14 protein-coding genes and 1 pseudogene are annotated in these 20,848 nt (G+C 43.5%); 7 read left to right on the top strand and 8 right to left on the bottom strand.

All coding sequences use genetic code 11. The features are described 5' to 3' along the window. Positions 1-43: 43 nt before the first annotated feature. On the bottom strand, positions 44-1,093 hold the full coding sequence (gene leuB / locus ZMOB_RS03140) for a 3-isopropylmalate dehydrogenase (RefSeq protein ID WP_014500612.1): 1,050 nt from the start codon (positions 1,091-1,093) through the stop codon (positions 44-46). 132 nt (positions 1,094-1,225) lie between these two features. Next, positions 1,226-1,849 (bottom strand): nitroreductase family protein, encoded by a 624-nt coding sequence (locus ZMOB_RS03135; RefSeq protein ID WP_014500611.1) that lies wholly within the window; start codon positions 1,847-1,849, stop codon positions 1,226-1,228. Between the two features lie 413 nt (positions 1,850-2,262). On the opposite strand from ZMOB_RS03135, the gene cas1f reads away from it, so the two are divergent. The 6 genes from cas1f to cas6f are packed head-to-tail and all read left to right on the top strand — an operon-like array spanning position 2,263 to position 10,331. Continuing rightward, positions 2,263-3,240 carry a type I-F CRISPR-associated endonuclease Cas1f gene (gene cas1f, locus ZMOB_RS03130; protein ID WP_014500610.1) on the top strand — a complete coding sequence of 326 codons (978 nt, stop codon included), beginning with the start codon at positions 2,263-2,265 and terminating at the stop codon, positions 3,238-3,240. Next, a complete protein-coding gene (gene cas3f / locus ZMOB_RS03125; protein WP_014500609.1) occupies positions 3,237-6,677 on the top strand; it encodes a type I-F CRISPR-associated helicase Cas3f in 3,441 nt (1,146 codons plus the stop codon). The genes cas1f and cas3f overlap by 4 nt, the downstream gene beginning before the upstream one ends. A gap of 27 nt (positions 6,678-6,704) precedes the next feature. Continuing rightward, on the top strand, positions 6,705-8,024 hold the full coding sequence (gene csy1, locus ZMOB_RS03120) for a type I-F CRISPR-associated protein Csy1 (RefSeq protein ID WP_014500608.1): 1,320 nt from the start codon (positions 6,705-6,707) through the stop codon (positions 8,022-8,024). Between the two features lie 11 nt (positions 8,025-8,035). After that, a complete protein-coding gene (gene csy2, locus ZMOB_RS03115; protein WP_014500607.1) occupies positions 8,036-9,049 on the top strand; it encodes a type I-F CRISPR-associated protein Csy2 in 1,014 nt (337 codons plus the stop codon). Between the two features lie 48 nt (positions 9,050-9,097). Further along, positions 9,098-10,141: a type I-F CRISPR-associated protein Csy3 gene (gene csy3, locus ZMOB_RS03110; RefSeq protein WP_014500606.1), complete on the top strand. Its 1,044-nt coding sequence runs from the start codon at positions 9,098-9,100 to the stop codon at positions 10,139-10,141. Further along, entirely contained in the window at positions 10,131-10,331 is a 201-nt protein-coding gene (gene cas6f / locus ZMOB_RS03105) for a type I-F CRISPR-associated endoribonuclease Cas6/Csy4 (RefSeq protein ID WP_041573366.1), read from the top strand. The genes csy3 and cas6f overlap by 11 nt, the downstream gene beginning before the upstream one ends. Here the strand turns inward: cas6f and ZMOB_RS09795 are convergent. Next, positions 10,305-11,083: pseudogene (locus tag ZMOB_RS09795) on the bottom strand (IS5 family transposase). The gene cas6f and the pseudogene ZMOB_RS09795 sit on opposite strands and share 27 nt — an antisense overlap. A gap of 231 nt (positions 11,084-11,314) precedes the next feature. On the opposite strand from ZMOB_RS09795, the gene ZMOB_RS03095 reads away from it, so the two are divergent. Next, complete coding sequence (locus ZMOB_RS03095) at positions 11,315-11,737, top strand: EF-hand domain-containing protein (RefSeq protein ID WP_014500604.1); 423 nt, start codon at positions 11,315-11,317, stop codon at positions 11,735-11,737. 86 nt (positions 11,738-11,823) lie between these two features. Here the strand turns inward: ZMOB_RS03095 and ZMOB_RS03090 are convergent, their stop codons facing one another. From ZMOB_RS03090 to gyrA, 5 genes are all read right to left on the bottom strand, one after another. Further along, positions 11,824-13,485: an acetolactate synthase large subunit gene (locus ZMOB_RS03090; RefSeq protein ID WP_011240579.1), complete on the bottom strand. Its 1,662-nt coding sequence runs from the start codon at positions 13,483-13,485 to the stop codon at positions 11,824-11,826. Positions 13,486-13,548: 63 nt separating this feature from the next. After that, positions 13,549-14,496, bottom strand: a complete 948-nt coding sequence (locus ZMOB_RS03085; RefSeq protein ID WP_014500603.1) for an AEC family transporter — start codon at positions 14,494-14,496, stop codon at positions 13,549-13,551. 209 nt (positions 14,497-14,705) lie between these two features. Next, entirely contained in the window at positions 14,706-16,007 is a 1,302-nt protein-coding gene (locus ZMOB_RS03080; protein ID WP_014500602.1) for a Gfo/Idh/MocA family protein, read from the bottom strand. 627 nt (positions 16,008-16,634) lie between these two features. Continuing rightward, positions 16,635-17,975 (bottom strand): methylenetetrahydrofolate--tRNA-(uracil(54)-C(5))-methyltransferase (FADH(2)-oxidizing) TrmFO, encoded by a 1,341-nt coding sequence (gene trmFO / locus ZMOB_RS03075; protein WP_014500601.1) that lies wholly within the window; start codon positions 17,973-17,975, stop codon positions 16,635-16,637. A gap of 48 nt (positions 17,976-18,023) precedes the next feature. Further along, positions 18,024-20,801 (bottom strand): DNA gyrase subunit A, encoded by a 2,778-nt coding sequence (gyrA, locus tag ZMOB_RS03070; protein WP_014500600.1) that lies wholly within the window; start codon positions 20,799-20,801, stop codon positions 18,024-18,026. Positions 20,802-20,848 lie beyond the last annotated feature (47 nt).

Below are 20,848 nucleotides of genomic sequence, written 5' to 3'. Positions count from 1 at the left end.
TGAGAAAAGCGCTGCTTAAATACCTATAGAAGATACAGGTGGATCAGTTAAGAGCCGCTAAAACAGCATTTCCCATTTCAGAGGTAGTCATTTTACCACCAAGGTCAGCCGTACGAGCGCCTTTTTCAAGAGCTGTCGAAACAGCTTTTTCGATGCGATCAGCGTCTGCTTCACGCTTCAGGCTGTAGCGCAGCATCATAGCACCGGACAGAATCGTTGCCAGTGGATTGGCTTTACCCAGTCCGGCAATATCAGGAGCAGAGCCGTGAATCGGTTCGTAGAGGCCTTTACCTTCGCTATTAAGTGAAGCGGAGGGCAATAAGCCGATTGAGCCGACGCAAGCTGAGGCCAGGTCAGAAAGAATGTCGCCAAAGAGATTACCGGTAACAATAACATCAAACTGATCTGGTGCGCGAACAAGCTGCATCGCTGCATTATCAACATACATATGGCTGAGTTCAACATCAGGATATTCCTGAGCGATTTCCAGCACAACAGTCCGCCATAACTGCGAGGTTTCGAGAACATTCGACTTGTCAATCGAACAGAGGTTACCGCTGCGGGAGCGTGCTGTTTCAAAACCAATGCGAGCGATGCGTTTTACTTCATCTTCATTATAGCGCATCGTGTCAAAACCTTCACGGCGATTCTGATCATCTTTGCGTTGGCCACGGGGCGTGCCGAAATAGACATCACCCGTTAATTCACGAACGATCATAAGATCGGTGCCGGTGACGATATTTTCTTTTAAAGGTGATTCTGCCTGTAATTCAGGGAATAAACGCGCAGGTCTCAAATTGGCAAATAAATCCAGTTCTTTTCTAAGACCTAAAATAGCCTGTTCTGGACGTAAAGCGCGTTCAAGATGATCGCATTCTGGGTCACCGACTGAACCAAACAGGATTGCATCACTATTTTTGCATAATTTCAGGGTTTCTTCCGGTAACGGGCTTCCCGTTACTTTCCATGCTGCGCCGCCGATCAAAGCTTCGTCAAATTCGATTTCCTGACTGACAACCGCCTTTAAGATTTTGACGGCTTCAGCTGTAATTTCAGGGCCGATTCCATCTCCGGCCAACAATGCAATGCGCATGGGGCACTCCTTCTACCTAATATGTGTAAAGGCCATGCCGGAACCAACATAAGAGCGCAAGCATTTGAATAGAAAATACCGTAAATTAGAATTTAGGACAGGAAAAGATAACTTTTCTGAAGAAAAATCTTACTAAAATTTAAAATAACCTTCTCTACTCATATCATGGATAGAGTGGCGCATATTTGAAAATTTTAGACGACGGCTATGTGATTCTTCTGGTGCGCTTTGGGTGTCTGGATGACCGACTGCAATCGCGGCATCAATATGATAATTTTGAGGCACTTTTAAAAGCTGCCGCGCCTTATCAAAATATACCCCTGTCATTGGGCGCGTGGCGAGACCCATTCGAGTCGCCTGAAGTGCCATTGCCATCCATGCGGCGCCAGCATCAAAACTATGACTTGGAGCGTCTTTTTCTGTATTGCTGATGGGAGATAAAAGCGTTGTTTTTGAAATAATGAAAATGATAGCCGCTGCCTGTTTTGCCCAACCGCGATTCCCTTCCATTAGTAAATCGATAAAGCCCGACCAGATCGCCGAGTCCCGCATAGCATAGACGAAACGCCAAGGTTGTGAGTTATAGGCGGAAGGCGTCCAACGCGCAGCTTCTAGTAAGGAATAGAGTTGGTCTTTGGATATTTCCTCTGAGGAAAAAGACAAGGGCGACCAACGTTTCAGAAAAACAGGATCAATTGGGTAATCTGCAATGCGGGGTTGGGGAATATTTGAGGCGGAATGAGGGGCGCGAGACATTCTATCCGTATTCCTTGGTCAAGATATGATAGTGGATGGGCATGTCCATATTTCTGTTCATTTGAGGCATTCAGTGAGCAGAAGAATGGTTGCTATTATCTTCTGGTATCCAAAGTAAAAATGAAGACCTGTTGGATAAAATTTTTATGAAAGCTAAATTTAGTGACAAGTCTTATTTTTTAAAAATTTAAATATTTTATTTCTGTTTGTAATATTTACGATTGCTCGTCCTAAATAAATAAGAGTCTTAAATATTTGTTTTAAAAATGTAATTTCAAAAATTCTCGTGATAAATTTATATGTCATAAATATATAAAATGCAGATTTTATTTAGTATTTATAAAATATTTTAAATGTACAACAGTCTACATTCTAATAATAAAATTAGCCATTGTAGATACAGAAGATTTTCTATGAAGCCAATAACATCGGGCGATCTGAAAACTATTTTACATTCGAAACGGGCAAATATCTATTATTTAGAGCATTGTCGGGTTTTGGTGAATGGGGGACGGGTCGAATATATTACCGACCGTGGTAACAAGTCTCTTTATTGGAATATTCCTATAGCGAATACGACCACTATTCTATTGGGTACGGGCACATCCATAACGCAGGCAGCTATGCGTGAATTGGGAAAATCCGGTGTTTTGGTTGGCTTTTGTGGAGGCGGAGGGACACCGTTATTTTCTGCGAATGAGCAAGAAACAGATGTTTTGTGGTTTTCTCCACAAAGCGAATATCGGCCTACGGAATATGTGCAAGCATGGGTTAAATTCTGGTTCGATGACGAAAAGCGTTTACGGGCGGTGAAAGCGTTACAATTAGCCAGAAGCAGTCGTATAAAGGAACAGTGGCTTAAGTCTTCTCTTGGTAAAGATGGCTTTTTACCTGATGAACGCCGTTTATCGGCTTTGCTCCATCAAAGCGAACATGCGATAGAAAGGGCTTCTGATATTGCGACGCTTTTGATCGAAGAAGCCAGACTGACAAAGGCTTTGTTCAAGCTCGCCTCCGAAACCGTTGGATATGGCGATTTTACCCGATCCAAAAGAGGAACTGGTATCGATCCTGCAAACCGTTTTTTAGATCACGGAAATTATTTGGCTTATGGCCTTGGTGCTACTGCGACCTGGGTTTTGGGAATTCCTCATGGATTGGCGATACTGCACGGGAAAACACGCCGCGGCGGGTTGGTGTTTGATGTCGCTGATCTGGTTAAAGATGCGACTATCTTACCGCAGGCCTTCCTTTCGGCGATGGCAGGCGATGAAGAATCGTCTTTTAGGCAGAAATCTATAGCCGCTCTTACCCATAGTGAATCGCTCGATTTTATGATTGATACAATCAAAAAGATTGCTTTGAGTATGGAGGCCGAGCCTGCATTATGAATGTTCTATTCGTTTCGCAATGCGACAACAATGCTCTGAAAGAAACGCGGCGAATCCTTGATCAGTTTGCTGAACGGAAGGGAAGTCGAAGCTGGCAAACGCCTATCACGCAAATAGGCTTGGCTACTGTTCAAAAATTATTGAGAAAAACAGCAAGGCGAAATACTTCTGTTGCCTGTCATTGGTTACATGGGGGTGGGCAGTGTGATTTACTTTGGATAGTTGGGGACGCCAGCCGTTTTAATAATGAAGGCGCTGTCCCGACCAATAGCACTACCCGAAATATTTTACGCCAACAGGATGAAAATGATTGGATAACCGCCGAAGATATTCAGATGTTGGCGCAAATGGCCGCTTTGTTGCATGATTTGGGAAAGGCCAGCAAAGCTTTTCAAAGGCGTCTGCAGTCGAGAGAAAAATCTCGTAATCTATACCGCCATGAATGGGTTTCTTTACGGTTATTTCAGGCTTTCGTCGGGGAGGATACGGATGAGGTCTGGTTAACCCGTCTGTTAGAAGGCAACTATTCAATAAAAGACTGGGTGGCGAAAAAACGGTATAAAAAAGATGGAGTCGATGCCTTGAATGGAGAGGACTGCTATCCCTTTAAATCTTTACCGCCTTTGGCGGCAGCGATTGGATGGTTAATCGTTTCTCATCATCGTATTCCGTTACTGCCTGTTTATATTGAAAAAAAAGACCGTAGAGAACAGGCCTATTTGGGTAAAAAGCCCCAATCGGTAAGACTTGGGATCCTCACAGATCCATTAAATAAGATAACCTCTTTATGGAATGAAATAACTGACAATCAGGCATCACCAGCTCAAATAAAAGCCTATTGGGATATCGACAAAAAAGAAAAATTTCCGGTTTTGTTACCGGAATGGCAAAAACAGGCTTCCAGAATAGCGAAGCGTTTATTGGCTTTGGCCAAGAAAAAAGACATCGGAAAAAACGGGCTTGATAATCCTTATCTTATGCATCTGGCACGTTTGAGTCTGATGTTGGCGGATCACTATTATTCTAGCCTTCCTCCAGAATCAAAAGACCGTATGGCCGCTACCAAAGAACTATCTTATAGCGGAGATGATTTTCTTTATGCCAACACAGACAGTCAAGGTGAGCGGAAACAAGGCTTGAGTGAGCATTTATTGGGTGTGGCAAGAGATGCCGGAATTATCGCCCATGCATTGCCGAATTTTTCTGAATATTTGCCCCGTTTAGCCAAACATAAAGGATTAAAGAAGAGAAGCCAGAATCCCCGTTTTTCGTGGCAAGATAAGGCTGCTGATATGGCGACAGCCCTGCGCGAAAAAACCGAAAGGCAAGGAGCTTTCTGTGTCTGTATGGCCTCTACGGGAACAGGAAAAACTCTTGCTAGTGCTCGTATTATCAATGCCATGGCCAACCCTGAAAAAGGGATGCGTCTGACCTATGCGTTGGGATTGAGAGCACTCACTTTGCAAACCGGAAAATCTTATCAAAAAGATTTACATCTGAATGACAATGATCTGGCTATTTTAGTTGGAGGAAGTGCCAGTAAAACCCTATTTGACTATTATTCAGATAAGGCTGAAGAATCTGGTTCAGCTTCCTCTTTGGATCTATTGGAAGAAGATAGCTATATTTCATATGAAGGCTGTGAAGCCAGCCATCCTTTATTGAGCCGTTTGGGGCATGATCCTAGAATACGAAGCCTTTTATCCGCACCAGTTCTGGTTTGTACCGTTGATCATCTGGTTCCTGCAACCGAATCTTTGCGGGGCGGGCGACAAATCGCACCCATGCTGCGTTTGATGGGGGCTGATCTCGTTTTAGATGAATTGGATGATTATGATTTGAAGGATTTACCCGCCTTAACTCGATTGGTCTATTGGGCAGGTCTGTTGGGTAGTCGTGTTTTATTGTCTTCAGCCACATTACCGCCTTCCTTGGTCTCGGGTATGTATCAGGCTTATCTTGCCGGTCGGAAATGCTATCAATTAAATCATGACCCTAGTCTATCTCTGGCAGCGCAGGATATCCCTTGTTTGTGGATAGACGAATTTGGAACTACTCATGCTGATTGTGCCGATGCCAATCAGTTTGAGCAGGCGCATGATGATTTTGTAAAGCGGCGTAAGCAGAAGCTTTTGAAAAGTGACGCTATCTGTAAAGGCGAAATCGTGCCTTTGGATGAGGTGGTTGGAACGCCAGACGATAAGGTATTATATAAAAATTTTGCTTCAATATTACGCAAGACTGCCTTGGATTTGCATGAAGGCTTTGCTGAAAAAGACCCGATTACAGGAAGAAAAGTTAGTTTCGGTCTGATCAGAATGGCTAATATTGAACCGCTATTTCATGTCGCAAAAGATTTTTTTGCCTTAGGTGGTCGCCGTGATACGCATATCCATTTATGTGTCTACCATGCGCGTTTCCCTCTAATCCAGCGTTCAGCTATCGAAAATATGCTGGATAGGGTGCTGAATCGCCGCGAGGCTGACTTTGTCTATCATCATGCGGATATCCGAGAGATTTTGGATAACAATCCAGAACAGGATCACGCCTTTATTATATTAGCATCGCCTGTTTGCGAGGTAGGGCGTGATTGGGATTTGGATTGGGCGATTACTGAACCTTCCTCTATGCGCGCGCTCATCCAATTGGCAGGGCGTGTACAGCGACATAGAAGAAAATCTGCTGAAAAACCGAATATCGCTATTTTGAATACCGCTCTGCGTTATTTTAAAAATCCTGCAGGGGCTGTTTTTTGGCATCCAGGATTTGAGAAGCCTAAAACTCCATATGGCGACAATCGATTTTATCTTGAAAATCATTGGTTAAGCAAAATTTTAAGACCAGAAGAATATAAGATTATCACGGCTTTGCCTCGCATAGCTCCGCAACCCAAAGAAGAGCGGCATAGCCAAGAAAGAATGTCTGATCTGGAACAAGCACGTATTTGTGAATCTATGTTGCCAGAGAAAAACCTTGGAGAAGTTGTGGGGGGTAGTAGCCGTTCTCCCAAAAAATTGGAACCAAAAGAGGAAATGGCGGCTCTTTGTTGGCAATATCCTCAGGCTAGTCTGACGGGTGTTTTGCCCCAATGGCAGCCATTTAGAGAAAAAACCTTAAGAGAAGAGACTCTTCTATTTTTACCTGACGAAGATGGCGAAAAACTGGAACTTTATCAGGAATATAAGAATCCCGAAAATAGTCATAATCCGTATATTCTTGTTGAACGGGAAAAAAAACATCCGGTCGAAATTGATTATGGCTCCGATATAACCGCATGGCAGGCTGATAGTCTTGAAAATTTATTAGAAGAACAGTCTGAAAATCTTGGTATTTCCCTGTATAAATGTGCTGAATATATGACAAAAGTAAATGTTTTAGAAAGTATATCTGGATATAATTATAATGATATTCTTGGATTTTCTAAATATCACAGTTAATATTATTCAGAAATGATGGAAAAGATTATGCAGCATAATAATGCAAGAATACAGATTTTTCGTCAGGCTATTTCTGATTTTATTAAGAATCGTCGTGATGAAAAATTGAAGGGCAAAGCAGATGATCTCGCTGCAATGCGTAAATATGACTATGCTATTTGGCTAGAAGATGCGGCAAGAAGAGTAGGGCAGATTCATGCGGCTACCCATATCGCCAAAGCTATTCATTCATCGGCTAAAGGAAGCAATCTTTATATAAAACCGGATTCTCTACCACAGAGAGAAGAAATCGGATCGCATCTTTTAGGTGAAAATTTTGATATAGATATTGTCGGTAATGCTGCCGCCTTGGATGTCTTCAAATTTTTAAAAACAAAGGTTGAAGATAAGACCTTGTTAGCGTGGGCTGAAGCAGGTGATCCTGATTTTAAAGCGGCCTTGTCTAAAAATCCTGATCAGGCAGAAGAATGGATTTCTTCTTTTGCCGGCTTGTTGTCTTCGGATAAAAAAGTGCAGTCCCATGCCTTGATGAAGCAGCTTTATTGGTTGCGAGGGAAAGACCCGACTGAAGATGATCAGTATATTTTGCTGCAACCTTTATTCCCGAGCGCATTAGTTAACTATGTCCATCAAAATATTCAGGCCGTACGTTTCGGTGAGAGTAATAAGGAAGCCCGATCGGCTTTTTATAAAAAAGAAGCCTCTGAGTTAGTCTATCAGGAATATAAAAAACTGGCAGTTCAAAGGCTGGGAGGGACAAAGCCACAAAATATATCGCAACTTAATTTTGAACGAGGAGGCGTTAATTACCTTTTGGCATCCTTACCCCCTCGTTGGAAGAATAAAAGACGGCTTCTGCCTTTAAATTGTAAGTCAGCCCTAGAAGTCTTTTTTAAAAGAGATGACGTTTATGGTCAGGTTGATAGATTGATAAAATTCCTGAAATCAAATCCGCCAGATAACCTGAATACACGTCAGTATCGGCAAAGGTTTGAACAGAAATTAACAGAAAGCCTTGTCGATTTTGCTGCGACTATAAAAGCCGAAATGCCTGTTGGGTGGAGTCGGGAGGATAGCTGTCAATTGCCTCCGTATGAAAAATTATGGCTAGACCCTGAAAGAAGCCTTTTTTCTCTTCGTGATGGTTCGGATGAGGCCGATCAGATTTTTTATAATGAGTATATGAAAGGTGATTGGCCTGATGCCGTGGCGCAGAATTTCGGGCGTAGATTGAATGCGAAGCTGAAACATCAAGATATACCCGTGGGCGACACAGAATATATTCACTGGGTCAGACAAGTCACCATAGATGCAGCATGGCCAGTGCCGTGGCGTAGACGGGCATAGGAGTTAGTTGCATGGAAACAGAATTACCCTTCTCAAGCCATATGTTGATTTTGCCTCATATCAGGGTGCAAAATGCCAATGCTATTTCTAGCCCGCTTACGCATGGATTCCCTTCTATCACAGCCTTTATGGGTTTTATGTGGGCATTAGAGCGCAAAGCTCATGCCGCTGGTATTGACGATATAATGTTTAATGCAGTGGGGGTTATTTGTCATGATTTTCAGGAGCAGGTGACAGATAGCGGTTTTACTTATGCTTTTAATCTGACGCGTAATCCAATTGAAAAAGGCGGGAAAACAGCGCCAATCATTGAAGAAGGGCGTATCCATCTTGATGTCTCTTTATTGCTCGCTATTGCCTTTAAAGGTGAGGGTAAAGAAAATTACCAAATTGACGAGTATGTCGAAAAGATAGCTGTTATTGCGCAAAATATGCGTATTGCTGGCGGAAGTATTATACCTCCCTCTCCCAATATGGCGAAGCATAGGAAACCGCATTGGATAGAATGTAATACTTCTTCTGATAACGATAATAACTTTTCTGATTATCGTAAAAATTGTTATCGTCTTTTGCCGGGCTATGCTCTGGTTGAGCGAAGTGGCCTTATTGCTGAACGCTTAAAAAAAATGCAGGAGACCCAGCCAGAGGCGACCTCTTTGGATGCGTGGCTTTCATTATCACGCGTCAATTGGCGGTGTAAAAGCGAAGCCCAATCTCCAAAAACCGAAACAAAAAAAGAAAATATATGGGAAAACGATCAAGACAATGGTTGGATCGTCCCTATTCCTGTTGGCTATGGTGCAGTCGGTGAAATGCAGCCATCTGGATCGGTATCTTCTGCCCGAGATAATACTATTCCTTTCCAGCCTGTTGAAAGCCTGTTTTCGATAGGGGAATGGATTGCGCCTTTCCGTCTAAAACACCCCAATGATTTATTATGGTATCCGTCTTCATTCTTGGGGGAAAAGAATATTATAGAAAAAAGCGTTTATCGTTGTCATAATTTTTACCAATATTCTTTATGATATCGCTTATATATTTTGTTTTTCAGGAAAATTAAGAAGGTTTTTATTATGTCTGAAGAAAAGAATTTAAAAACAGCGTCTGTTCTATCTTTTGAGCGTAAATTAGATCCTTCCGATGCTTTGTTTTTTTCTGGTAATTGGAGCGACAAAGACGATGATACGGCATGGCAACCAATTCATTTGCGCGAAAAATCGGTTCGTGGCACAATTTCCAACCGTATTCCTTCAAAGACTGGAGATGATCCAATCAAGTTGAAGGCGGCTATCGAAAAGCCCAATCTGCAAACGGTGGATGTTGCGACGCTGCCTTTTGATAGTGATACACTGAAAGTAGAATTTACTTTGCGTGTTTTGGGCGGCGTTGGTGAGCCTGCTGCCTGTAATAGTATGGAGTATCGTTCTAAATTAGTGGCTACTATCAGCCATTATATTGATACTCATGGACTTGATATTTTAGGGAATCGATACGCTGCTAATTTGGCAAATGGTCGTTTCCTATGGCGGAATCGCTTGGGTGCGGATGCTATATCTATTCAAATAACTCGATTAAGCGGTGAGGAATCAACTCTAGTCGGTATTTTTGATGCATTAGCGCATCCTCTCCGTCAATTTGAAGAGAAGTCAGTTTCAGAAGAGTTAGAAGCCTTGGCGAAACTGATAACGGCAGGCTTAGCTGGGCAGGAACATGTTTTGCTCCGCGTAAAAGCTTTTATTCGCATGGGAGCAGGACAGGAAGTATTCCCTTCGCAGGAATTGCTGCTTGATAAAGGAAAAAGCACGAAAAGCCGTTTTCTCTACAGCGTTGGTCAAGATGAAAAGGCGATTGCAGCTATTCATTCTCAAAAAATTGGGAATGCCTTAAGAACTATTGATACATGGTATCCTGACGCCGAAATCAATGGCCCGATTGCAGTTGAACCTTATGGCTCTGTTACAACGCAAGGGGTCGCTTATCGCCAGCCAAAGGCAAAAAAAGACTTTTACAATTTATTGGATGCTTGGGTATTAAAAGATAAAGAGCCTGCAATCGAAGACCAGCATTTTGTGATAGCTGTATTAGTAAGAGGGGGAGTCTTTGGGGATGCTAGCTAATCCTGTCGATTCCTATCAGGATATCTATATCTTACCTAATCAGGAAATAGCCCCTCATATTATCATGGAAAAGCTATTTTCTCTACTGCATTTAGAATTAGTGCGGTTGGGTAGCCAGCATATTGGTATCAGTTTTCCAGAGCATGATAATAATAAACCTTGTCTAGGTTTTGTTGACAAAGGAAGGTAACCACAATTTTACGGCCGCGAGATGAAGGAAGGCGAGGAAAGATTTTCTGGTTTTGTCATAGCGTGTGGCAATGCGCCTGAACTGCTTTAGCTTATTAAACATCCGCTCAATACGATTACGATCTTTGTAGTGCTGGAGATTATAAGGAATAGGCTTTTTTCGATTGGAACGAGGCGGGATAACAGGAAGAATGCCTCGAAAAAGCAGTTTTTCGCGTAACCTATCGCTATCATATCCTTTATCAGCGAGAAAACAGCGGGGTGTTGTGACAGGGATATCTATCAAGCTATCAGCGCCAGAATAATCAGAAACCTCACCACCGGTTAGTGCGAAAGCTAGAGGGCGGCCTTGACCATCGGAACGGGCGTGGATCTTGCTCGTAAAGCCTCCGCGGCTGCGACCAAAGCCTTCCTTATACGTCCCCCTTTTGCGCCAGCTGCTTGGCTGTGGGCGCGAATAATCGTACTATCTATCATATGTTGCCAGTCATCTGTCAGGCCAAGGTCAACCAGGGTTTCAAGAAGAGCGTCCCACACACCCTGTTCCGCCCACCTACGAAACCGAACATAGACCGAATTCCATTTCCCATAACGTTCATGCATGTCTCGCCACGGGCAGCCTGTTCGAAGCACATAAAGCATACCATTGAGAAATAACCGATTACTTTTGGCGGGACGCGCGCAACGGCCTCGTTCGCTTGGAAGAAGACCCTCTATTATCTCCCACTCCGCGTCCGTCAGATCTCCTCGCATCCTGTCTACCCTACAAAACTTGTTCTCAATTTATCTCTAAAAATTTTAAATTATATCCTTTGTCAACAGAACCTAGGCAGTATTTTATATTTGAAATATTCATGGCATTTATGAATTATTCATCATTTTTATGCTGAAGAAATTCATTTTTTCTGATATAAAAAGTAATAAAATTTTTAAAGACAAATCTTAATATTCGATTTCTCTTCTTAAAGACAAGATTTTTAGATTATGAAAGATAAATTGCCATTTATTCTAGGTGGAGTCGCTATTCTTATTGCTTCTGGCGTATTTTTATTATGCCGCTCGGGGCGAGCATCTGATATTATTTCAAAGTCAATTAAATCGACATCTCCTGTACGAATATATGCCGAAAATGCAAAAAATACTTATATAAATAATAAGTTTAGTCGGCATTTTGAACATCTAGATTTAGATCATGATCAGAAAATAAGCCGCGATGAATATTTAGCTGGACGCAAAAGAGCATTTGAACGGCTAGATAAAAACCATGATAACATGCTGAGTTTCGATGAGTATGCCGCTTCTGCGGTCAGACATTTTGATCAGGCAGATCAAGATCATGATGGATTTTTAAACAAAGAAGACCTTGCCTCTATAGACAGAAGCCGAAATCATGAAGATATAAAATAATTTCTTTATTTTATTTAGAGATTTATTATTTTAAAGCTTTTTATGAAAGCGCAGGGTAATAATACCCCACGCTTTATAAGAATATATTAGATTGTGATCGTCAGATCACCTAATTTATCGGTCAATTTGTTGTTTTCTGCGTAGTCTACTGGGCAAGCGATGATAGACACACCATCATCGGCTAATGCTTTTTCAATGACAGGTAACAACATATCGGCACTTTTGATTTCGTAGCCTTTAGCCCCGAAACTTTCTGCATATTGAACAAAATCAGGATTGGTAAAGTCCACATCGCGGTGATGCTTTATTTCCAGATCCATTTTCCATTTAATAAGGCCATAAGCGTCATCGACCCAGATCAGCACAACCAGCGGAATATTTTCGCGGATAGCTGTTTCAATTTCCTGTGAATTCATCAGGAATGAGCCGTCGCCCATTACAGCGAGAACTTTCCGGTCAGGGCAGGCAAGTTTAGCAGCCAAAGCACCTGGTAGCGCAAAGGCCATCGTAGAGAGACCATTTGAAATTAAACAAGTCGAAGGCTTTTGGGTCGGATAGAGGCGAGCCATCCACATTTTGATAGCGCCTGTATCAGCCAGAACGATATCATCATCGCCCATAGCTTTTCTGATATCAGAGATAATCCGCTGTGGTTTCAGCGGGAAGCTCTGATCATCCGCATTCCCGTCTAATTCTTCTTTTTTGATCTGTTTAATTTTGGCATGATTGTCGAATTTCGGGAAAGTTGTTTTCTTCAATCCATCAATCAACGCATCCAAAGATTTGTCGATATCCGCTTCAATAGCAATGGCTACCGGATAAGCTGCATCGATATCTTCAGCAAAATGATGGATATGGACAATCTTTTTGTCGTGATTAGGATTGATTTTTGAAGGTGCAAATTCCTGCAATTCATATCCAACTGACAAAATGACATCAGCTGCATCAAACGCAAAATTTTCATAGTCGCGGCGCATAAAGCCAGCAACACCCAGAGCATTGGGGTGGCGATCAGGAATGACACCTTTTGCCATAAAGGTAGTTGCAACCGGAACGTTTAAAAGTTCAGACAATTCAATGAGCTGTTTTGATGCATGGCTACGAGCAACGCCGTGACCCGCCAGAATGATTGGCTGCTTTGCCTTCTTAATCAAATCAATCGTGGCAGCTACCTGATCAGGATCTGGTGCTGTTGTGTGAACCGGATGGACGGTGATTGGCTTTAAATCCGCAGAGACATCAGATTCTTCTAAATCCTGTGGTACTGCTAGATAAACCGCACCAGGGCGCTCTCTTTGGGCAAGGTCAAAGGCTTTCCGCATCATTTCTGGCACGGATGCTGGCGTCAGGATCGTGTCTGACCATTTAGTAACAGGGGCAAACATGCCCTGAAGGTCAATATATTGATGAGACTCTTTATAAATACGGTTAAGACCGACTTGCGCACTGATGGCAACCATAGGGGTGCTATCGGTTTGAGCATCGGCAACGCCCAGTAAAAGATTGATGGCACCGGGCCCCAAGGTTGCGGTGCAAACACCGGCCTTGCCAGTTAGGCGACCATACATATCCGCCATAAAGGATGCACCTTGTTCATGGCGAACCAGGATGAAACGGATAGAAGAATCCGCCATGGCATCAATAAGACGGATATTTTCTTCACCCGGGATACCAAAAACATATTCGACGCCTTCGGCTTCAAGGCATTTAACTAACAGCTTCGCCACCGTAGACTTTGTATCAGACATAAAAGAGAAAACCTTTTTGACGTAGCATTTCCGATTCTAGAAAGCCGGCTCTCCTTACATAATTTAAATGGCGGTTAGAAGAATAAATCCTCCCATAGAGATAATAGATAAAATTGTGCTAAAAAATAAAGTCGAAGCCATATCCTGTTCCATCAATTGATATCGGATGGCTAGCATGGTTGTGATGGCTGCGCTGGGAATAGCCATAGTGATTGTTGTCTGTTCAATGATAAGGGGAGGGGTTTTATTTATAGACGCAAGAACCCATACCGCTGTTGGAATAATAATATTTTTTGATAAAACTAAAGATGCTACTGTTTTACTTAAAATAACTTTTCGAGAAAATAAAATTATACCAGAAGAGAAAAGCGCAACGCCTCCGGTCGCTTTTCCTAGTAGCATTAAAGAAGATTTTAAGGTTTCAGGGAAAGGAATAGAGAGACTGACACAGATAAGAGCTAGAATAGGGGCAATAACAATAGGTTCGGTAAAAGCATGTCTGATATGAGAAAAAAAAGAACTATCCGTGGCTATTTTGTCAGTATTCTTTTTTGGGGAATACGCTGACAAAAGAAAAATGGTAACGGGAACCTGCACGAGGTTCATCATCAGGCTACATATTGAAACCAATATCGTGCTGGCAGTGCCAAATAAATGCCCTAGAACTGTTATGCCAACAAAAGGAACTGCAGGTGCGCTAACAGAAAGAGCTAAAAGAGCAGATTCATTCACTGGGCGCTGGCAGACAAAATATCCTATCCCAAGTGTAATTAGATAGCCGCCAGCCATGGCTAAAAGTAAAATAATTGCGGCAGAACCCGACGATAAAATCTGTGTTTTGGGAAGTGATAAAATCCCAGAGAATAAAGTCATAGGTAAGGCATAGCGTAAGACCATTTTATTCAAGGTCGAGGCTTGATTTGCCGTAAATTCACCACGCCAGCCAGCGAAAAAACCTATCATTAAAGTAATTATAATCGGTAGTAATGCCGATATAATGACTTCTAGCATAAAGGGGTCCTTTGATCGGATAAATATTATAAAAATTTATTATATTTTTAAGGCGGCTTATCAAAATATGAAGTATTTTTATAAAACCGACAAAAGGATTTTTTTGTTTATAAAAAAAGGCGTCATTGGAAGAACCAATAACGCCTTTTTAACTATTTTCCTAAAACAGGAAAAATAAGTCTGTTTAACCCAAATAGGTTAAGTCAGAATCAATAACCACCCTGACGGACATAACCCCAATCCGTGTTGACGGGGCGACCGGTACGGGCAGCTTCGTAAATGGCCTGAATCAGGCGCACATCCTGCATACCTTCTTCACCCGGGCTACGAACTGGTTTGTTATTGAGGACGGCTTCAGCCAGATGATCCAACTGTGCAGAGAACTGGTTGTTCGCTGGCATGATGAACTGTGGCATCATCGACTGGTTAGCATGGCCTGGGGTCTGGACAGAAATCAAATTCTGATAATATCCGGTAGCCGGATCCATCAACAGAACAGCTTTGTCGCCCTGCACCGAGAAACGTGAAGTCGTCGTGGTCGAATAAGACGATGCACCATGAGACAGAGCACCGCTTCTGAAGCGCATCTGCCAAATAATACGATCTTCGACTTCAACGAAACGTTCATCATTCGGATCGCTGTAGGTGTAAGCACGGACTTCGATCGGTTCTTCACCCAGCAAGTAACGGGTACCGTTCAAGCCATAAATACCGATATCCATCAAAGAACCGCCACCGGCGAGTTCACGACGCAGACGCCACTGCTGTGCAGGATCGTTCTGATCCATAACGTCTGAGTTGTCGGTGGTAACCATGCCCAGTTTACCCAACTGGTTTTCACGGATCAATTTTACCGCTGCACGGTTCATTGGATCATAGTGGCAACGGTAACCGATCATCAGCTTTTTATTAGCAGCCTTGGCTGCATCGATCATCCGCTGACAATCAGCAACAGAGGTTGCCATCGGCTTTTCACACATAACATGCTTGCCGGCTTTGAAAGCACGGATAGCAAATTCAGCATGCAAAGAGTTTGGCAAAATGATGTAAACAGCGTCGATTTTTGGATCTTTAGCGATCTTGTCGAAGTTGCTGTAATCATAAATTTTACGGGGATCGACGCCATATTCAGCGGCAACGATTTTAGCTTTTTCAGCGTTACCGCTGACCAAAGCTTCGATGCGGGAATGCTGGCATCCGGCAAAGCCCGGTAAAATCTGGTTAAGGGCATATTTACCCAGACCGACGATAGCATAACCGAAACGACGATCTTCCGGCATCGGGCGGATCGCGTAAGGCATCGGGCGACCTGCAGGCGTGGTCGGAACCTGGCTGGCACCAGCAGGAAGCGTCGCTGCCTGAAGACCACTGGCTAAGGCGCCAGCTGCGGCCAGTCCAACACCACCACCAACGAGAGCGCGACGGGTCAGATTTGGCGTACGGGAAGCGTTGTCATCCGTTGCTGAAACAGCATTGGAAAGATTATCTGAAGACGAGATTTTGTTCGTCATAATCCTTGTTTCTTTCTTAACTAACCAACAATTCAGAGAAGATCCGTCGTGGTTCTCACCTGTGCGTAACTGTTCTCTGATTCGCCGGCTTTTCCAGAAAATTTTGGTATATTAAAATACCGCAGCTTTTAAGTTTTGAGGCTTATAAAGCAATATTTTCTGAAAAACGGTTTAGATTGTTGACCGTCCTAATACGGGACTCTGCGTTCGGCAATAATTGATTGGTAAGCGCTGTCAGATAATTATTTCTTGTGGGTGATCGTTAATTTCGAAAGGGCGTTTTTATTAGTTTTGCAGCATAATATTATAAAACAAAAAAAGAATTTTTGATAAAAATGGCTGATATTAATCTCTAAATCTATATTTAACATGTTTCTTTGTAAAGAAATTCTAAAAAATATGGGTATTTAAAAGCCTTATTTGTATAATAATATTTTTGTATATTTAATGTAGCATTCTAGATTTTGGAAAAATTTTTCAAAAACAAAAAATAATATTTCTTTATTGAGAATAAATGCTGTCTTTTCTGGACGCAAAGACAAAATCAAAAAATATCGATAAAAGATAAATGATATTTATCTTTTATCGATACATAATTTTTAACAAAGATGAGCAATATAATAAAGTTTACTGCTCTAAAATAGAGCTTTTCAGAAAAGCCTCTTCGGAGATCCATTGATCAAGGGCTTTTCTAGCTCTTTCCGCCATCATAGCTTTTCGCTGTTTTTTGGGATGTTTTTCCGAAATAGGTGGAAATAACCCAAAATTGATATTCATAGGCTGGTAGTGGTCAGGATCAGCGTTTTTAGTGATATGTCCCAATAATGCACCTAAAGCTGATTCGACTGGAGGAGAAGAAACCTTCCTATCGAGTTTATCTGCGGCAGTAAAAATACCTGCTAACAATCCGATTGAAGCCGATTCAATATAACCTTCACAACCGGTAATCTGACCAGCAAAACGGATGTTAGTCTGTTTTTTCAGACGTAAATATTCATCCAGTAGGACAGGGGAACGAATAAAGCTGTTCCGATGCATTCCCCCTAACCGAGCAAATTCAGCTTTTTCTAGTCCTGGTATCATTCTGAAAACACGAATTTGTTCGGCATATTTTAACTTGGTTTGAAAGCCGACCATATTCCAAAGGGTGCCAAGAGCATTATCCTGCCTTAATTGCACCGCGCCATAAGGCCATCGTCCTGTTCGAGGATCATCCAGTCCTACAGGTTTCATGGGCCCAAAACGGAGGGTATCAATGCCGCGATCGGCCATGACTTCGATAGGCATGCATCCTTCGAAATAAGGGGTATCTTTTTCCCACTCATGAAAATCACCCTTTTCCCCTGCCAATAAGGCCGCGTGAAAAGCGAGATATTCCTCTTTGTTCAAAGGGCAGTTGATATAATCATGACCATCGCCTTTGTCCCAGCGGGATTGGAACCAGGCGATATCCATATCAATGCTGTCTCGATAGACAATCGGTGCAATAGCATCAAAAAAGGAAAGCGCATCCCGACCGGTTAATTCCGTGATAGCATTGGCTAAACTGTCAGAAGTCAAAGGTCCCGATGCAATAATCGTAGTTTCATCGGGGATATGGTCAATCCGCTCGCGGTGAATCTCGATTAAAGGATGATTTTGTAATCTATTGGTTACGGCTTCTGCGAAACCTTCACGATCAACAGCCAGCGCTGATCCGGCAGGAACACGGTGCTGATCAGCTATCATCATAATCAGAGAGCCCATTTTCCGCATTTCAGCATGTAACACGCCGACGGCATTGCTGTTGGGATCATCTGACCGGAAGCTATTGGAGCAAACCAATTCAGCTAACTTATCTGTGCTATGCGCAGGCGTTTTTTCACGCCCACGCATTTCAAAAAGTCTGACCGGAATTTGTCGGCTAGCAAGTTGCCATGCGGCTTCTGAACCGGCAAGGCCTCCACCGATAATATTGACAGGCTGCATTATCAAAATTCACTTACAATTAATGAGAAGAAGCGGCGGCTTGGCCGCCTAGGCTTCTCCGCTTTGATTTTCTACTGTGCCTTCTTCTTCATCGTCACCATCGTCAGTGATACGAGCAGCTGACACCACTTGTTCACCTTCGGCAACATTAAAGATAGTGACACCCTGCGTATTGCGGCCTGCAATTCGGATATCATTAACGGTTGTTCGTATCAGTTTTGCCTGATCAGTCACCAGCATCAATTGATCGCCATCATGGGCAGGGAAGCTGGCAACAACGGAACCGTTCCGTTCTGATGTTTCGATGTTGGTAATACCCTGACCGCCCCGATTACTACGCCGATATTCGTGGGAAGACGTCCGTTTCCCATATCCATTAGCTGTAACCGTTAAGATAAAGTCTTCAGCTTCTTCAAAAGCTTTTATTTTTTCTGGTGGCAATTCAGCCGGAGCCGGATCTGTTTTCCATGCGGCAGAACGAAGATATTTATCGCGGTCTTCAACCGTTGTTTCAAACCCACGCAGCGTTGAAAGTGAAATAACCTCATCACCGTCTTTTAAGGTGATACCCCGCACACCAGTCGAGGTGCGGCTTTGAAAAACACGAACATCGGTCGCTGCGAAACGAATGGCTTTACCATTACGGGTAGCTAGAAGCACATCGTCATTTTCTGAAAGAAGCGTGACGCCGATCAAACGGTCATCGTCGCCTTCTTCAAAGCGAATGGCGAATTTCCCATTACTTGGAACATTAGTAAAAGCATCCATTGAGTTCCGACGCACACTGCCCTTGGCTGTCGCAAAGAGAACATGGAGATTACCCCATTCCGCTTCATCTTCTGGAAGAGGTAAAACCGTTGAGACCACTTCACCTTCGGCTAAAGGCAACAAATTGACCATTGGGCGACCGCGTGCCTGTGGCGCACCTTCTGGCAAGCGCCAGACTTTTAGACGATAAACCTTCCCATGATTGGAGAAGAAAAGCACAGGGGTATGCGTGCAAGTCACAAAGAGATTGGTAACCGCATCTTCGTCCTTGGTTGCCATACCCGAACGGCCTTTACCTCCACGATTTTGTGTGCGGAAAGTATCCAATGGAGTCCGTTTGATATAGCCGCCATGGGTAACCGTTACGACCATTTCTTCCCGTTCGATCAGGTCTTCGTCTTCAATAGCATCGCTGGCGGCGACAATCTGAGTTCGGCGCGGTGTCGCGAATTGAGCTTCAACCGCATCAAATTCTTCTACCATGATTTCGTAGAGGCGTTCGCGATTGCGTAAGACTTCCAGAAGTTCGCTGATAGAGATAGCCAGCTTTTTCAGCTCTTCGCCTATTTGATCCCGTCCCATGGCGGTCAAGCGGCTAAGTCGTAAGGCCAGAATAGCGTCTACCTGTGCCTTGGATAGAGTATAGAGACCAGATTCTTCAAAATCTTCAACGGCTTCGATTAGTTTGATGTAAGGTAGAACATCATTAACAGGCCATTTGCGCGCAGAAAGTTCGCTATGCGCTTCGGCGGGTGAGGGCGCGTTGCGAATAATGCGGACGACTTCATCCAAATTAGTGACCGCGATCACCATGCCTAATAATAGATGCGCCCGTTCCCGTGCTTTGAAAAGATCATATTTGGAACGACGGGTGATAACTTCTTCGCGGAACTGAACAAAGGCAGCGATAATGTCTTTTAACGACATCGTTTCTGGCCGCCCACCATTCAACGCCAGCATGTTCGCTGGGAAACTACTTTGTGCAGGTGTGTGACGCCATAACTGGTTCAGAACAACATCAGGCGTTGCATCGCGCTTCAGGTCAATGACAACCCGAACCCCTTCGCGATTGGATTCATCACGAATATCGCTGATACCTTCGACCCGCTTGTCTTTCGCTGCCTCGGCAATTTTTTCAACAAGGGCGCTTTTACCGATTTGATAAGGAATCTCAGTTAAAACGATCGAACGACGGTCACCATGTTTCTCTTCGATATTATATCGAGAACGAATGATAATCGAACCTCGGCCATTTTGGTAAGCCGACCTTGCACCACCTTGACCGAGCATAACACCGCCTGTCGGGAAGTCAGGGCCAGGGACAAGGCGAATAAGATCTTCGATAGAAATCGCCGGATCAGCAATATAGGCACGGCAGGCTGCTAGAACTTCGCCGAGATTATGAGGTGGAATATTGGTGGCCATACCAACAGCAATACCACCCGCGCCGTTTACCAGAAGATTGGGAAAACGGGCTGGTAAAACCTGAGGTTCTTGTCTGGAGCCGTCATAGTTAGGCGAAAAATCAACCGTGTCCCGATCAATATCAGCGAGAAGCATCATCGCTGCCGGAGATAGGCGGGCTTCGGTATAACGCATGGCCGCCGGGCCATCTGGGTCCATGGAACCGAAATTGCCTTGACCGTCTATCAGAGGCACCCGCATTGACCAGTCTTGTGTAAGACGAGCCAAGGCCATGTAGATGGCAGAGTCACCATGGGGATGGAAATTACCCATCACTTCACCGACGATTTTTGCCGATTTGCGATAGGGATGCCCTGGAACAAAACCACCTTCCTGTGACGCAAATAAAATGCGTCTATGGACAGGTTTTAGCCCATCACGCACATCAGGCAAGGCACGGGATACAATGACAGACATGGCATAGTCGAGATAACTCGACTTCATTTCATCAATGATAGAAACAGGTGAAATATCGTTGGTGTCTGTGGACGGCAATACGCTGGCCAAGGGATCATATCTTCCGATTAAGTGGACATAAATAGGCGTCTGGGAAACGCTTGCCTTCTTGTAACGTAAGAAGGCTTTCGGCGCCACCCCACATCGTGAAGAATAGGCACCGAAAGCCGGATAAATCTAGAAAA

The organism is Zymomonas mobilis subsp. mobilis ATCC 10988, assembly GCF_000175255.2.
GTDB lineage: Bacteria > Pseudomonadota > Alphaproteobacteria > Sphingomonadales > Sphingomonadaceae > Zymomonas > Zymomonas mobilis.
The sequence above is the reverse complement of the archived record's forward strand: the minus strand, read 5'-3'. Positions and strand labels throughout refer to the sequence as shown.